The sequence below is a fragment of the Streptomyces sp. NBC_00271 genome (assembly GCF_036178845.1).
Lineage (GTDB): Bacteria > Actinomycetota > Actinomycetes > Streptomycetales > Streptomycetaceae > Streptomyces.
This window is the reverse complement of sequence record NZ_CP108070.1, coordinates 7,036,131-7,051,802: the sequence shown is the minus strand read 5'-3', so window position 1 is coordinate 7,051,802 and position 15,672 is coordinate 7,036,131. Positions and strand designations below refer to the sequence as shown.

Genomic DNA, 15,672 nt, shown 5'->3' with positions numbered 1-15,672 from the left:
TCACGCCGCAGAGGTCGTCGCCGAGCGGGTAGCCACCCCAAGCTTCCGCGTAATGGCATACGAGGAACAGTCCGCGCCCGCCGTCCGCCTCGGCGGGAACGGGGCGGAGCGGACCGGAACACGGCATCCCCGCCGGCCATCAAGGCCCAGGCCGGCCAGCTCGCCTGACCCCTCGTCGCCCCTCTACAACTGGTCGATGTCCAGGTTCGCGATCGCCGTCCTGGCGACTTCACGGCCGCGTGTCGTGAAGTCGCCCTTGCCCGGATAGCTGATCGTGAACTTGTACATGTCGCCCTTGGACGTCTTGTAGTAGAAGATCTTCACCTCGCGCGGGCGCGGGTTCTGGCTGTCGGTGGTCGTGTAGGCGACGGTGTTCTCGGCGGACTGCCTGCCGTGGTACTTCGTTTCCTCCGGGTCCGTCCGCGGGGCCGCGGGCATGCTCAGCTCGTACGCGCCGCTGCCCTTGAAGTCGTCGTTGTCGGCGTACATCTCGGCGGCCGAGGAGTCCTTGATCCGGTGGCTCGCGTCCTCGGACTTCTTGATCAGGGTCAGGCCGATCCAGATGCTGCCGCTCCAGTCGGTGTACGTGACCCAGTGCCCCTTGTCCGACGTCCGGTCCGGCGTCGATCTCTGGTAGCCCGCGGGTACCACCAGTGTCGCGGCGACGTCCGTGTCGTGGTGCTTCTTCCAGCCGTCGGGCAGCGGACCCGCGAACGGGTTCGCGAACACCAGGTACGCCGCCACCGCCGCCGCGACGACCACCGCGCCGAGGCCGATGAACAGGGGCGTGCGCCGCACGCGCAGACCCTTGCCGCCCGGACCCGCGATCTGCACCACCTGCGTCGGCTCCGGGACGGGTGGCTCGGCGGCCTGCTCCAGCATCCGTCGGACCCGGTCCGCGCCGGGGCGGCGGGAGGGGTCCTTGTCCAGGAGCCCGTTGATGGCCTCCGCCAGCGGACCCCGCGCCGACGCGGGCGGCGCCGGGGTGGAGTTGAGGACCGACTGGAGCGTCGCGGGCGTGTTGCTGCGGCGGAAGGGCGACACGCCCTCCGTGGCCGCGTACAGGACGACACCGAGCGACCAGAGGTCGCAGGCCGGGCCCGGACGCTGGCCGAGCACCCGTTCCGGCGCGATGTACTCGGGCGACCCGACGAAGCCGCCCGTGGCCGTCAGATTCGTCTCCCCCTCGATCTGCGCGATGCCGAAGTCGGTGAGGACGACCCGGCCGTGCGGGCCGAGCAGCACGTTGTCGGGCTTGACGTCCCGGTGCAGGATGCCCGCCGCGTGCGCCGCCTCCAGCGCGCCGAGCACCTCAAGACCGATCCGCGCCGCCTCACGCACCCCGAGCGTGCCCTCCTGGAGGGCGGCGCCCAGCGAACGGCCCCGCACCAGTTCCATGACGATCCAGGGCTGTCCGTCCACGACCGCGACGTCGTGGACGTTCACCACCGCCGGGTGGTCGAGCCGGGCCGCGGCGCGCGCCTCGCGGCGCATCCGCTCGAAGACATTGGCGCGTTCACGCTCGGGAAGGTGGTCCGGTACGCGGGGTTCCTTGACGGCGACCTCACGGTCCACCGTCTCGTCCTTGGCCCGCCAGACCGTCCCCATCCCACCGTGCCCGAGCTTGCCGAGCAGCCGGTAGCGGCCCGCGATGAGCCGCCCGGTGCCGGGGTCGCGATCGGGATCGGGATCGGTCGCGGGGTTGGGCGCGGACGCGGGCACTGGACCGGGCGCGGGCACGGGCGCTGGACCGGGCGCGGGCTCGGCCGTCGGCTCCGGGGCGACCCGGGTCGGCGGTTGCAGAACGAAACTCGTCGGCTCGTCGGCCCCGTAAGGGACTCCCCCGTTGTTCCTCATGGGTCCATCCCTATCGCGGCACGCTCTCCGGCATCCAGCCCCGTCGCGCACCGGTCACAGACCCGTGACGCGGGCCGTCCCTTATCTCCCGTATACCTCCCGTCTACGGGGCCACGAAGGTGTCCAACGCCACGTCGAAGTACTCCTTCGCCTGCGTCACCTTGCCGACCGGCGCCGACACCCACACGTCGTACATCCGGCCGCCTTCCTCCCAGCAGAGGTCGTACGTGTGCCGCGCGCCCTCCGCCTTGGTGAAGCCGTTCCAGGTGAACTCCCAGAGCGCGGCGGGCTGTCCGTCGTGCGTGGTCGAGGTGACGGTGCCGTCTTGGTAGCCCGGGTTCGTGGACGGCCCGTCGGCGTCGGCGCGCCGCATCACCGCGAGCGGGCCGCCCGCCTCGGGGTCGGTCGCCTTGATGCCGAGGCGGAAGGTCTGGCCCGGCGAGAGGTAGAAGATCCGCTCGCCCTCCGGATCGCGGGTGAAGCCGTCCGGCACGGCGAGCGAGAACCCGTCCGGGTCATGGACCGTCCGGTAGCCCGAGGGCGCCGGGCCGGAGGCGGCGGTCGGCTTCTGCTGCCGGGTGACGGTGACCGTGGGGGCGGCGCTCGGTGAGGCCGAAGACCCCGGCGCCGCGGGCGCGCTCGGGGAGTGCGACGCGCTCACGGACGTGCCCGGCGCCGAACTGGCGGACGGAGTCGACGTACCGCCCCCGCCGCCCCCGTCGTGGTTCACCAGCAGCACCGCCGACACGCCCGCTCCGGCCGCGGCGGCGACCAGCGCCGCGACGACGAGCATGGTCCGCGCCGACCGCTTCGGGGCACGGTCGGGCGCGGCGGCAGGCGGATGAACAGGTGGTGGGGAGTGGTGCGCGGCCTGCTGGACGGGTGACTTCCGCTTCGGTACGTCCCGTTGCGTGGGTGTGTAGCCGGCCGACGCGGCCCGCGGCGTACGGCCCGTCTCCAGGAACGCCCTGAGCAGCCGCTCCGCCTCCACCGCGTCGAGCCGCCGCTCCGGATCGCGCTCCAGCAGCCCCCGAACGACGGGCAGCAGGGGCGCGGCCTGCGCGGGCGGGCGGATCTCGTCCATGACGACGGCGTGCAGGATGCCGCCCAACGAGTCACGGCGGAAGGGCGATTCACCGCTCAGGACCGTGCAGAGCAGCGCCCCGAGCGACCACAGATCGGACTCGGGTCCGGTCCTGACCCCGGACATCCGCTCGGGCGCGGTGTACTCGGGCGAGCCGACGAACGACCCGCTCTCGGTGAGTGTCGTGGCGCCCGCGACCTGGGCGATGCCGAAGTCGGTGAGCACGACACGGTCGGTACCCGCCTCCATCAGGACGTTGGCGGGCTTGAGGTCACGGTGCAGGACACCCGCCTCGTGCGCGCGGCGCAGCGCGCCGAGGAGGGCGAGGCCGATCCGGGCGGCCTCGGGCGCGTCGACAGGACCGTCGGCGGAGATCTTCTCGGCGAGCGAGCCGCCGTCGATCAGCTCCATCACGATGTACGGCCGTTCGTCCTCCTCGACCACGTCGTGCACGACGATGATGTGCGGGTGGTGCAGCTGGGCGACCGCGCGGGCCTCGCGCAGGGTGCGGTCGCGCTGCGTCCGGGACTCGTCGTCGGAGAGCGAGTCGTCGAGGGCGAGTTCCTTCACCGCGACCTGCCGGGCGAGCAGCTGGTCGGTGGCGCGCCAGACGACGCCCATGCCGCCCCGGCCGATCCTGGCCTCCAGCCGGTAACGGCCGCCGATCACACGGACGTTCTCCCCCTCGGTCCCCATACGCCCCATCATGCCGCACCGGACGGACGCGCTCCGGGCCCCGGACCGCGCGATGGTTGTTATCCGGCCTCGTCAGACCGGTTGCGACCGGTTCGTGTCCGTCCGGCCCGTCAGGTCTTGGGGAGCCAGCTGCGGAGAATCACGTCGAACTGCCGACGCGCCGTGTCCCAGTCCGCCGCGGGCGAGGACATGTAGATCGCGTACTCGACACCCTCACGGCTGAGGTACGTCTGCTCGATCGCCCGCCGCTCGCCCGGGAACGGCGTCTGCTTCGGCAGCGCGGTCCAGGTGAAGTCCCACAGGGAGCCCGGGCAGTCGCGGAACGTGTTGGACTGCAGAAGCACCTGGTGGTAGTCGACCAGCTTGGTCAACTGCTGTTCCAGGTCCTGCTGGTGTGCGTACGGGGTGGGGAAGTCCGGGGAGTCGTCGATGGCGATACGGACGAAGTGCTTGCCGCCGTCGGGCGTGTAGTCGACCTGGTTGCCGTTGGCCTGCCGCTGCCAGGTCTTGTCGGGCAGGGAGATGGTGAAGCCCTCGACGTCGTCCCGCTGCACCCAGGTGTCGGGCACGGAGCCGGACGGCTCCTGGGTGCCCGAAGTCGCGGTCGGGGTGCTCCCGGGCTTGGTGGTGCCGGAATTCGCGCTGCCGGACGAGGCACTGTTGTGAGTGTCGCCCGTCCGTGCGCCGTTCACATAGTGCATGGCCACGGCGCCGCCACCGCCGATCAGGGCGGCGAGTACGACGACGAGGGCGATCGTACGACCGCGGCGCCGTCTCCCGGACGCGCCCCCGGAGCCAGTGCCGTCGCCCAGGGGCCCGGGCACCGGCGCGTGAAGCGTCGGTGTCGCCCCGTGCGCGCCCGATCCGTGCGCCACGGACCCGTGCGACGCCGTCTCGTGCGCCCCCGGTCCGTGGGGCGCGGCGCCGTGCGATCCCGTCCCGTGCGGCGCCGTCCCGTAGGGCGCCACCCGCTGCGCGCCCATCCCCATGGTGCCCGTGTCCACGTGCTGCCGCGTCGGCACATACGCCTGCGCCGCACTCGGCCTGCGCCCCTCCGCGGCCTCGGCGAGCATCTGCTCGGCCTCCTCCGCACCGGGCCGCACGGCCGGGTCCTTGTTCAGCAGCGCGGTGATGACGGGCCCGAGCGGACCGGCGTGCTGCGGCGGCGCGGGCTCCTCGTCGACCACGGCCTGCATGGTGGTCAGCGGCGAGGTCCGCCGGAACGGCGACCGCCCCTCCACCGCCGTGTACAGCGTCGCGCCGAGCGCCCACAGGTCGGCGGACGGGCCGGGGTCGTGCCCGCGCACCCGCTCGGGCGCCAGGTAGTCGACCGAGCCGACGATCTCGCCGGTACGCGTGATGGTCGTGTCGCCCTCGACCTGCGCGATCCCGAAGTCGGTGAGCAGCACCCGTCGGTCGGAGGACAGCAGTACGTTCCCGGGCTTCACGTCACGGTGCAGCACACCGGCGGAGTGCGCGGCGCGCAGGGCGCGCAGCACCCACAGCCCGATCCGCGCCGCCTCGGTCGGTTCGACGCGCCCCTTCTCCTTGACCTCGTCGGCCAGTGAGTTGCCCTCGACCAGCTCCATGACGATCCAGGGCCGGTTGTCGTGATCCAGGACGTCGTGCACGGTGACGACGGCCGAGTGGTTGATCCGGGCGGCGGCCCGCGCCTCGGCGTGGGTGCGCGCCAACAGCACGGCCCGGTCGCTCTCCGTCACGTACAGCGCGGCCGTCAGCTCCTTGATCGCGACGGCACGGTGCAGCACCTCGTCGTGCGCACGCCACACGCGGCCCATGCCACCGCTGCCGATGGATTCGACAAGTCGGTAGCGGCCCGCGAGGAGCAGGCCCTGCATCTGATTCACGTTTCCCCGCAATGGTATTGACAGGGTCAGACTAAAGAGCGGTCCCCGCGCAGGGAACCGGCGGGGTCGTACGGAGACCGCACTGTGACGGTTCTCCCTTCCGTGTACGGGAGGGAACCATTCGGCGTTCAGCGATTCATGACTACGGGAATTGCTCAGCCCGTGACTTGGTACGTCGCCGACGCCTGCTCGTACAGCCTGGTGACCTCGTCCCGTTCGGCCTCCGGGCCGCGCACCTGCACCACGTGGTAGCGGCCGCCGACGATGATCGCGAGATTGCGGACGTACAGCGACTGCCCCGCGGAGTTCTGCCAGGTGAACTGCCCCTCGGCCATGGTCCGTCCGCCCACGTCGATCCGCCGCATCCCGCTGGACGTGGCCCACGTCGAATCACGGAACGGCTGCAACTCGCTCTCGGTCTCCCGCTGGTACGTCAGCGGATCGCCACCGTACTTGCTGGTGCTGTCCCGTCCGGGTACGACGATGAGCTCGAAGTCGCCCTGGGAGTAGACCACCTGGCCGCGGCCGTTCTTGGGCGTGCGGTTCCAGCCGTTGGCCACGGCGACCTGGAAGCCCTCGGAGTCCTTGCGCAGGGTGAAGCCCTGGCCGACCGCCGGGTCGTTGGACTGCGAGGTCGTCGAACTGGCGCCGCCCGAAGGGTTCGTGTCCGTGCCGGGAGAGGTCTGGTCGGGGCGCGGCTGGCTGCCGGCGCTGCCGTCCGCGCCCGCCGTGTTCCCGGGTGCCGGGCTCACCTGGCCCGCGGAGCCGGTCCGTTCGCCGTTCGCGTCGCTGTTCGGGTCGGTCTTCTTCGGCATGAAGACCATCGCGTACGCGACCGCCGCGACCAGCAGGAGCAGGACCAGCAGGAGCAGGTTCCGGCCCAGCTTGCGGGGCTTGGCCGTCTCCGCCGACCTGGCCGGCCTCGCCTGCCGGTCGGGCTTCGCGCGCTTGTGGCGGGCGTGCGCACTGGTCGCGGGCAGCCTGGCCCGGCGCCTGCGGACGAGCTCACCCCTGCGCCGTACGATCGGCAGCCGGCTGGGGTCGACGGGCGGCGCCGCGACCACGTGCGCGCCCGCCTCGGGCTCCGGCGCGGACCGCACCAGCGAGCGCAGCCAGCCGCTCAGCTCCTCGAAGTCCAGCCGCTCGGTGGGGTCCTGTCGCAGCAGCGACTCCACGACGGGCCGCAGTGGCCCGCACTCCTCGGCGAACGCGGGTGGCTCCGCGCACACCAGCTGCACCAGCTCCGCGGTGTTGTCCTCCGGGTAGGGCGCGTGCCCCTGCACGGCCCGGAAGAGCAGCGCGCCCAGCGCCCACAGATCGGTCTGGGGGCCGATCGGCGCCGCCAACTGCCAGTTCTCGTGCACCGGCCCGGCCTGCTCCGGCGCCCAGCGCTCGGTCACCGGACCGACGACGGCCATCCGCGCCTGCCGGGCCCGCTCCGCGGCGAGCGCGGTGGCGGGGCCGCGCCGCGGGGGCGCACCGGCGACCAGCTCGTCCCAACGGCCGTTGGGCGACGGGGCGGGGGTGGACTGCTGTCCGGGCACGAGGGCGGGGGTGCCGTGATTCTGGGGGCCGTGGCCCTGAGCGGCGTGGGGGCCCTGAGCGGCGTGGGGACTCTGGGTTCCTGGGGGAACCGGGGTGCCGCTGGGGCCATATCCATGACCGGCCGCGGGGCCGGGGAGCGCCGGGCGCCCCTGACCTCCATTGCCGCCGGGGCCGGGACCGGTGCCGGGGCCGCTTCCGGGGCGGGGCTGCGCGCCTGGCCACGCGCCCGCGCGTCCGACACCGACGCCGTACGGATCGGCGATCTGACCGGGGCGCGGGGTCTCCGGCCGCTGCTCCACACCCTGCCCGGAACCCAGGGTCCCCGGCACGGAGCCGTCGGCCGGCGGGGCGGGTCGGGGCGCGGGCAGTGCCGCCGGACCGCCCCGCTGCTGCTCGTGCACGCGGGCCGCGGCCCGGGCTCCGGCCCGGTACGCGGCGATGGCTCCGGCCCGGGCCGCCCGGGCGTCGCCTCCGGCCTCCAGCGCCCTGCGCGCCAGGGCCGCCCCGCCGTCGACGGGCGGCTCTCCTACGGGATTGGTGTTCTCGGCCCGCGCCTCGATCGCGGCCCGCCGCGCGGCCTCGGCATCGGCCCCCTGCGCACTGGCGACCACCGCGCCGAACGAGGCTCCGGGACCCCCGCCGGAGGCACCACCGGCTCCCCCGCCGGGCAGTCCTCCGGTCACTTCACCAGGCGCGGCACCGCGCGCACGGGCCGCACCACGCGGGACACCGGCGCCCGTGCCCGTACCCGCTCGTGCATCCGCACCGGCACCCGCATGGGGTGAACCGGCGCCGACGCCTCCCTCACCCCCGGGACCCTCGAAGTCCTGTGCCGGCACCGGGTCGTACCCGCACAGTGCCTCCTCCGCGGCGCCGGCGGCCAGGCCGGTCAGCATCACCCGGCCGTCGTCGCAGACGAGCACCGTGCGCACGGTGATGTTGCGGTGGACCCATCCGTGCGCGTGCAGCACCCGTAGCGCGGTGACGACGTCGGCGGCGACCTCGGCCGCCCGATAGGGGCTCAGCGGTTTCTCGGCGAGCAGCGCGGCCAGTGACCGCGCGGGCACCAACTCACTCACTATCCACAACGACCCGCCTTCGGCGAACACGTCGAAGACCTGGTCCAGCCGGGGATGGTCGGGAATCTGCGCGGCGGCCTGCGCCGCCTCGATCGCCCGTCGTACGGCGGGTTCGGTGGGCCTGCGCGTGGTCCGCGCGGAGGCGCGCCGCGCCCCGCCGTCCCTCGCCACGAACCCCTCGGGCAGCCCGTCCGCGTCGAGCATCTCCGCCTCGACGACCTCCGGCAACGGCACCTGCCGGACGAGGACTTCCTGACCGCTGTAGGTGTCGAAGGCCCGGCTCTCGGCGAATTCATACTCGTCGGAGGGCGGCAGCGGCAGGCGGTAACGGTCGGCGAGTACCCGACCCGCATAGTCGTCCACGATGCCTCCCCCGGCCGCCCGGTGGTCAATTCCGTTCGCCTCGCGTCCCGTTACGGCTTCGTACGGTCCGCAACCACTCACGATACGTGCCGGAGGCAACCCGCAATGTCGGGATGCGAGATGTCACCGCCCCGTGACCGACCCCTACAACAGACACCCCGGGCGAACCGGCCCGAACCTCACGACGTGGGCGCGCGCCTCACGACGTGGGTTCGGGCTCAAGGCTCACGACTTCGGCTGGAACGTCGCCGTCAGCGTCTTCCACGTGTCCTTGCGCAGCTCGCTGTCCCAGTCGGATGCCTTCGCCGTGTACATCAGCCCGTACCCGAGATGATCATTCACGACGAAGCCACGGTCGATCGACTGGTACTTCGTGCCACCGTCCTGATAGGTGAACTCCCAGTCGGCCGTGTTCCACCCGCGGTAGTCCACCTGCTCTATGCGCACCCGCTTGTACTGCGAGCGCACCATGTAGCCCTCTTGGTTCTTCCAGTCCGCCACGGGGTCGCTCTTGGGCGTGGTCGTCCAGCCGACGAGGAGCTTCTGCCCGTCGGGACCGGTGAAGCGGACTCCCGCGTCACCCGTCGACTGGTACTTCCATCCCTTGGGCAGCCCGATCTTGAACCCCTGGCTGCCCTTGTACGTCGACACGGCGGTGGAGCCCGAGGAGCCCGACTCCTTGCCGTCGCCGCTCGTCCCGCTCGTCCCGTTCGTGGCGGCGGCGCTGCCCGACGCGTCGGTGTTCGGTGTGCTGCCCGAACTCCCGTCCCCGGCCGACCCGGTGGCACCGTCGGTCTTGTCACCGGTGTCGGTGTGCGAGCCGCTGGTCGCGTCCTTGCCGCCGCCGCCCGCGGTCACCCCGCTGGACGCGGCCGCCTTGGTGTCACCACTCTTGCCGTTCTTCGACCCGCTGTCGTCACCGCCACCGAGGGTCAGGGCCAGCACGGTGCCGATCACGGCGAGCGCCACGACCACCGCGATGATCACCAGGGTCCGCCGCGGCACCACATCGGTGAGCGGTGCACGCGGCACGGGCCGCGGCGGCCGCTCGGGCGCCACGGGCCACCCGGAGGCCGGCCTGGCCTCGCCGGCCGAACCGGTGGAGCCGGCATCCCCCGAACCCGCCGGGCCGGGAGCCCCCTTCGAGCCGACGGGATCGGAGGCAGAGCCCACTGGCGCGCCGTCACGCACGCCCGGCTTCGGGGAGCCCTCCGCCGCCTTGCCACCCTGGCCGGACGTGACCGTCCCGGACTTCCCCGCAGCCGCGGCGGGCTTCGACACGTCCACGCGCGGCGGAGCCGGGGGAGCCTTCGGAGCGACCGGAGCCGCCCCCTTCACGCCCACCGAACCGGAAGCCGCGGTACCGCCGGCACCCCCCGCACTGCCCGTGCTGCTCGCGCTGCCCGTCCCGCCCGCAGCGCCGGACTTCGCACGGGCCGTCGCCGCAGCGGTCGCCGCCGCCGTGGCCGCACCGGCGACCGAGGCGGCCTTCCGCACGGAACGCAGCGCTCCGCGCAGCCGCTCCCCGGCCTCCTCACCACGCTTGGCCCCGGAACCGCCCGAGCCGCCCGAACTCTTCCTGCCCCGGCCCTCGTCCGGCACCGGCGGCAGCGCCACGACCTTCGTCGCGTCCGCCGGCTCCGGCACGGTCTCCTTGGGCTCGGGGGCGTAGATCACCTCGCTGAGCATCGCCCGGGCGCGCTCGTTGTCGAGCCGCTGCGCGGGGTCCTTCACGAGCAGCCCGTAAATCACGTTCTCCAGCGGGCCCGCGTTCTTCGGCTGCTCCACCGGCTCGGTCATCACCGCGGTGAGCGTCGCGATCGCGGAACCCTTGTCGTACGGCGGCACGCCCTCCACCGACGCGTACAACAGCCCGCCCAGCGACCACAGGTCGGCCGCGGGGCCGGGCTTGTGCCCGCGCGCCCGCTCCGGCGAGATGTACGAGGGCGCGCCCACGAGCATGCCGGTCGAGGTGATGGACGGGTCGCCCTCGACCTGCGCGATACCGAAGTCGGTCAGCACGACCCGGCCGTCGTCGGAGATCAGCACGTTCGACGGCTTCACGTCGCGGTGCAGAATGCCCTCGCGGTGCGCGGAACGCAGCACGTCGAGTATCGCGAGCCCCACCTCGGCGGCGCGCTTCGGCGTGAGCAGGCCGTCCTCGCGGATGACCTCGGCGAGCGACTTGCCCTCGACGAGCTCCATCACGATCCACGGCCGGTTGTCCTCGTCGACCACGTCGAAGACCGTCACCGCGCCGTTGTTGCGAATCCGCGCGATCGCCTTGGCCTCACGCAGGGTGCGCGTGATCAGCCGCCGCTTCTCGTCGTCGTCGATGCTCGACGGGAACCGCAGCTCCTTGACGGCGACCGTGCGGCCCAGCGTTTCGTCCTGGGCCCGCCACACCGTGCCCATGCCGCCGCGGCCGAGAACATCTCCCAGCCGGTAGCGCCCGGCGAGGAGACGTTCGCTCTTGTCCTGACGGGATGCTCCCGCCCGCTCCGCCTCCGACATGCGTCCCCTCATGCAACCCGCCCTGACAGAGCCTTCATTGTCCCTCACCCGACAAGCGCTCAGCGCCCAGGGGGCCCTTCGGCCGACAAGTCCCCGGCGACCGGCACGTCCCTCACCTGCGGACGACCCGCTCGTACGCACAGGTCCGGCCCCCATGATGTGCCGCAACAAGGAAGGAACGCCGATGCCTGCGCTCGGGACACCTCGGACACTCCTGGTCATACCCGTGTCTCTGGCCGTCCTGTCCCTGGCCCCGATCGGCCTGCCGCGCCTGCTGCCGACCGCCGGTCCTTCCCACTCCACCACACCCTCGGCCGCCCGTCACACCCCCGGGGCCGCGGCCCCGACGGGCTCACACTCCCCCGCCGCCGCCCCGGCCACGGGCGTCACCCGTGCCCTCCGCCGTCTGCTCCCCCTTCTCGTCACCCGCGGCAAGGTTCCCGCCGCCGCGTTGCTGGCCGGCGACGCCTCCGGCGCACGCTTCGCCCGCGCCGGCGAGGGCATCGCCCGCGGCGACCACTTCCGCGCGGGCAGCATCACCAAGACGTTCATCGCGACCGTGGTGCTGCAACTCGCCGCCGAGCACCGGCTGTCCCTGTCCGACCTCCTGGACACTCACCTTCCGGGTCTGGTGCGCGGCGCGGGCAACGACGGCCGGCGTCTGACGCTGCGCTCCCTGCTCACCCACACCAGTGGCCTGTACAACTTCACCGACGTCACCAAGGGCGCCGTCCCCCTCACCCCGCTCCAGGCCGTCCGCATCGCACTCACCCACCCCCCGGCCGCCCGCGGCCGCTTCTCCTACTCGAACACCAACTACGTCCTGCTCGGCATGGTCATCCGCCAGGTCACCGGCCACTCGTACGCCACCGAGGCCGAGCGCCGCATCATCAACCCCCTTCGTCTGACAGGCACCTCGTTCCCCGGTGCCCGCACCTCGCTGCCCTCCCCGCACGGCCGCGCCTACTCCGCCGACGGCACCGACGTGACCGCCCTCGACCCGCGCGTGGCCGGCGCGGCGGGTGAGCTGGTCACCACGCTCGCCGACCTGAACCGCTTCTACGCGGCCGTGCTCGCGGGCGACCTGCTCCCGTCCCGCCAACTGCGCGAGATGCTCGACACCCGCACCGCACACGGCCTGCACGGCATGGGTCTGTATCCGGTGAAGCTGTCGTGCGGCACCACGGTGTGGGGGCACGACGGCCATATCTCCGGCAGCTACGTGCGCACCGCGGCCACCGTCGACGGCCGTCGTGTCCTCACCTTCCGGGTGAACACGGACGGGATCGAGGACCCAGACCTCGAACCCGAGCTGCTCGCCGCCCAGTTCTGCCCCCGCACCCAGTAGAACGACCGGGTTTCGAGCAAAGATCCCGGCTCACGACACCCGTTCGAGCGACATGCACGGGAACTCCCGGGCAGGCCCTCGTGGGCAGCGGGGCACGACCAGCGCGGCCCGATCAGCGCGGCACGATGTCCGGCGCTCCCAGCCGCGCCGCGTCCGCCGTCTGGTCGTCCGGCTGGCGCTGGGACTCCCGCTCGGCCTCGACCCGCTTCTCGTAGTGCTCCACCTCGCGCTCGATCTGGTCCTTGTCCCAGCCGAGGACCGGCGCCATCAGCTCGGCGGCCTCGCGGGCGCTGCGCGTGCCGCGGTCGAAGGTCTCGATGGATATACGGGTGCGCCGGGTCAGCACGTCGTCCAGGTGCAGTGCGCCCTCGTGCGAGGCGGCGTAGACGATCTCGGCCTTGAGGTAGTCCTCGGCGGCCGGAAGGGGTTCACCCAGCGCGGGGTGGGCTGCGATGAGCTCGAGGATCTCCTCGGCCAGCACACCGAACCGGTTCAGCAGATGCTCCACGCGGACCACATGGAGTCCGGTGCGCTGCGCGATGCGCGCCCGCGCGTTCCACAGCGCCCGGTACCCCTCGGCCCCGAGCAGGGGGATGTCCTCGGTGACGCATTCGGCGACCCGCTGGTCGAGGCCGTGCACCGCCTCGTCGACCGCGTCCTTGGCCATCACCCGATAGGTCGTGTACTTGCCGCCCGCCACGACCACCAGTCCCGGCACCGGATGGGCCACGGTGTGCTCGCGCGAGAGCTTACTGGTGGCGTCCGACTCGCCGGCGAGCAGCGGCCGCAGCCCCGCGTACACACCCTCCACGTCGTCGCGGGTCAGGGGCACCGAGAGCACCGAGTTCACATGCTCCAGCAGATAGTCGATGTCGGCGCTGGAGGCCGCGGGGTGGGCCTTGTCGAGGTTCCAGTCGGTGTCCGTGGTGCCGATGATCCAGTGCCGCCCCCAGGGGATCACGAAGAGGACGGACTTCTCGGTGCGCAGGATCAGACCCGTCGCGGCGTTGATCCGGTCCTTCGGCACGACCAGGTGGATGCCCTTGGAGGCCCGTACGTGGAACTGGCCTCGCTCGCCCACCATGGCCTGGGTGTCGTCGGTCCACACACCCGTGGCGTTGACGATCTGCTTGGCGTGGATCTCGTACTCCCCGCCGCCCTCGACGTCCTGCACCCTGGCGCCGACCACGCGCTCGCCCTCGCGCAGGAATCCGGTCACGCGGGCACGGTTGGCGACCTTCGCGCCGTACGCCGTCGCCGTGCGCACCAACGTGGCCACGTAGCGGGCGTCGTCCACCTGCGCGTCGTAGTACTGCAACGCGCCGACCAGCGCGTCCTTCTTCAAGGCGGGTGCTATGCGCAGGGCGTGGCTGCGCGTCAGATGGCGGTGGGCGGGCAGTCCTCGTCCGTGTCCGCTCGTCATCGACATCGCGTCGTACAGCGCGACGCCCGATCCCGCGTACAGCCGCTCCCAGCCCTTGTGCTGGAGCGGGTAGAGGAAGGGCACCGGCTTCACCAGGTGCGGTGCGAGGCGCTCCAGAAGGAGTCCACGCTCCTTCAGTGCCTCGCGCACGAGGGCGAAGTCGAGCATCTCGAGATAGCGCAGGCCGCCGTGGATCAGTTTGCTGGACCTGCTGGAGGTGCCCGACGCCCAGTCGCGCGCCTCGACCAGGCCCGTGGACAGGCCGCGTGTCACGGCGTCGAGCACCGTCCCCGCGCCGACCACGCCCGCGCCCACCACCAGCACATCCAGCTCACGCTCGGCCATTCCCGCCAGGGACTCGGCGCGCTCCGCCGGCCCCAGTTTCGCTGTCCTCACCGCTGCCTCCCGCTGTCTGTCGCGCTGGCCGCACCTGTCCGGCGACGCCCGGCTCACATCCCCCTGCCCCAAAGTCTGACCGTGATGTGCGTCATCGGCCACCACGCGCCCCCAGCCTGTGGACAACACTCCCGGAAACTCGCCCGCCCAATACCGTAAATCGGTCATATTTACTCCTAGTCTGACATTGCGCTCGCCCGTTCTGTCCACAGGGCTTGCGCACCTGTCCCGCTTCGGTTACTGGGAAGGACGGCCCACGCCATGCCCGCAGATCTCGCCGTCATCGGACTCGGACATCTCGGCCTGCCCCTGGCCCAGGCCGCCGTCGCCGCCGGCATCCCCACGCTCGGCTACAAGACCGGGCCGGAGGGCGGCTCACTCACCCCGGCCGAACTGCGCCGGATGCTCTCGGGGGGCTTTCGGCCGACCACCAACCCCGCCGAACTCGGCCGCGTCCGCACCGCCGTCATCTGCGCCCCGACCCCACCCTGCCCGGACGGCACCCCCGACCTGGGCCAAGTGGCCTCGGCCGCCCGCACCCTGGCCGGACGGCTGCGCCCGCACACCACCGTGATCCTGGAGTCGCCGGTCCACCCCGGCACCACCGAGGACTTCCTGCGCTCGCTCCTCGAAGAGGGCTCGGGCCTGCGCGCGGGGCGCGACTTCCATCTCGCCTACTCGCCCAGCCGCGTCGATCCCGGCAACCGCGACTTCACTCCCGCCAACACCCCCAAGGTCATCGGCGGCCTCACCCCCGCCTGCACCGAGTCGGCCGCCGCCTTCTACGGGCGCCTCACCGACAAGGTCGTGCGCGCGCGTGGCCCTCGCGAGGCGGAGACCGTGCAGCTCCTGGAGACCAACTACCGGCACGTCAACATCGCCCTGGTCAACGAGATGTCCGTGCTCTGCCACGACCTGGGCGTCGACGTGTGGGACGTCATCCGCTGCGCCGAGACCAAGCCGTTCGGATTCCAGGCGTTCCGGCCGGGGCCGGGCGTCGGCGGCCACGGCATCGCCCAGGACCTGGCGGGCCACTCGGGCCGCACCCTCCGCATGGTCGAACTGGCCCAGCAGGTCAACAGCCACATGCCGCGGTACGTCATCCAGCGCGCCGCCACGCTCCTCAACGAACACGGGAAATCGGCCCGTGCCGCGCGCGTGCTCCTCCTCGGCGTCACCTACAAACCCGACCTCGCCGACCAACAGGGCACGCCCGCCCACGAGATCGCCCTGCGGCTGATGGAACTCGGCGCGACCGTCAGCTACCACGACCCGCACGTCCCGGCCTGGAACGTCCTCGGCCGCCCCGTGCCGCGCGCCGACTCCCTGTACGAGGCCGCCGCCGACGCCGACCTCACGATCCTGCTCCAGCAGCACCGCACGTACGACCTGCAGGGTCTCTCCGTGAAGGCCCAGCTCCTCCTGGACACCCGGGGAGCGACCCCGACCGGAGCCGCACACCGACTCTGATCCCTGTGAAATCCCTGTACAGGATGTCA

The 15,672-nt window shown here is 72.3% G+C and carries 8 protein-coding genes; 2 read left to right on the top strand and 6 right to left on the bottom strand.

Going from position 1 to position 15,672, the window contains the following annotated elements; translation table 11 throughout:
* Window positions 1-183: 183 nt before the first annotated feature.
* The 5 genes from OG798_RS32200 to OG798_RS32180 all read right to left on the bottom strand — a co-directional run bounded on the left by OG798_RS32200 (window position 184) and on the right by OG798_RS32180 (window position 11,006).
* Window positions 184-1,857: a serine/threonine-protein kinase gene (locus OG798_RS32200; protein WP_267062623.1), complete on the bottom strand. Its 1,674-nt coding sequence runs from the start codon at window positions 1,855-1,857 to the stop codon at window positions 184-186.
* 103 nt (window positions 1,858-1,960) lie between these two features.
* Complete coding sequence (locus OG798_RS32195; protein ID WP_267062622.1) at window positions 1,961-3,637, bottom strand: serine/threonine-protein kinase; 1,677 nt, start codon at window positions 3,635-3,637, stop codon at window positions 1,961-1,963.
* Window positions 3,638-3,747: 110 nt separating this feature from the next.
* Entirely contained in the window at window positions 3,748-5,496 is a 1,749-nt protein-coding gene (locus OG798_RS32190) for a serine/threonine-protein kinase (RefSeq protein WP_328760108.1), read from the bottom strand.
* 164 nt (window positions 5,497-5,660) lie between these two features.
* Complete coding sequence (locus tag OG798_RS32185) at window positions 5,661-8,492, bottom strand: protein kinase domain-containing protein (RefSeq protein WP_328758082.1); 2,832 nt, start codon at window positions 8,490-8,492, stop codon at window positions 5,661-5,663.
* 225 nt (window positions 8,493-8,717) lie between these two features.
* Window positions 8,718-11,006 carry a serine/threonine-protein kinase gene (locus tag OG798_RS32180; protein ID WP_328758081.1) on the bottom strand — a complete coding sequence of 763 codons (2,289 nt, stop codon included), beginning with the start codon at window positions 11,004-11,006 and terminating at the stop codon, window positions 8,718-8,720.
* Window positions 11,007-11,190: 184 nt separating this feature from the next.
* Here OG798_RS32180 and OG798_RS32175 point away from each other — a divergent pair, with 184 nt between their 5' ends.
* On the top strand, window positions 11,191-12,354 hold the full coding sequence (locus OG798_RS32175; RefSeq protein WP_328758080.1) for a serine hydrolase domain-containing protein: 1,164 nt from the start codon (window positions 11,191-11,193) through the stop codon (window positions 12,352-12,354).
* A 112-nt stretch (window positions 12,355-12,466) separates the two neighbouring features.
* Here the strand turns inward: OG798_RS32175 and OG798_RS32170 are convergent, their stop codons facing one another.
* On the bottom strand, window positions 12,467-14,173 hold the full coding sequence (locus OG798_RS32170; protein WP_328758079.1) for a glycerol-3-phosphate dehydrogenase/oxidase: 1,707 nt from the start codon (window positions 14,171-14,173) through the stop codon (window positions 12,467-12,469).
* A 261-nt stretch (window positions 14,174-14,434) separates the two neighbouring features.
* Here OG798_RS32170 and OG798_RS32165 point away from each other — a divergent pair, with 261 nt between their 5' ends.
* Window positions 14,435-15,643, top strand: coding sequence for a nucleotide sugar dehydrogenase (locus tag OG798_RS32165; protein ID WP_095853058.1), 1,209 nt, complete (start codon window positions 14,435-14,437; stop codon window positions 15,641-15,643).
* Window positions 15,644-15,672 lie beyond the last annotated feature (29 nt).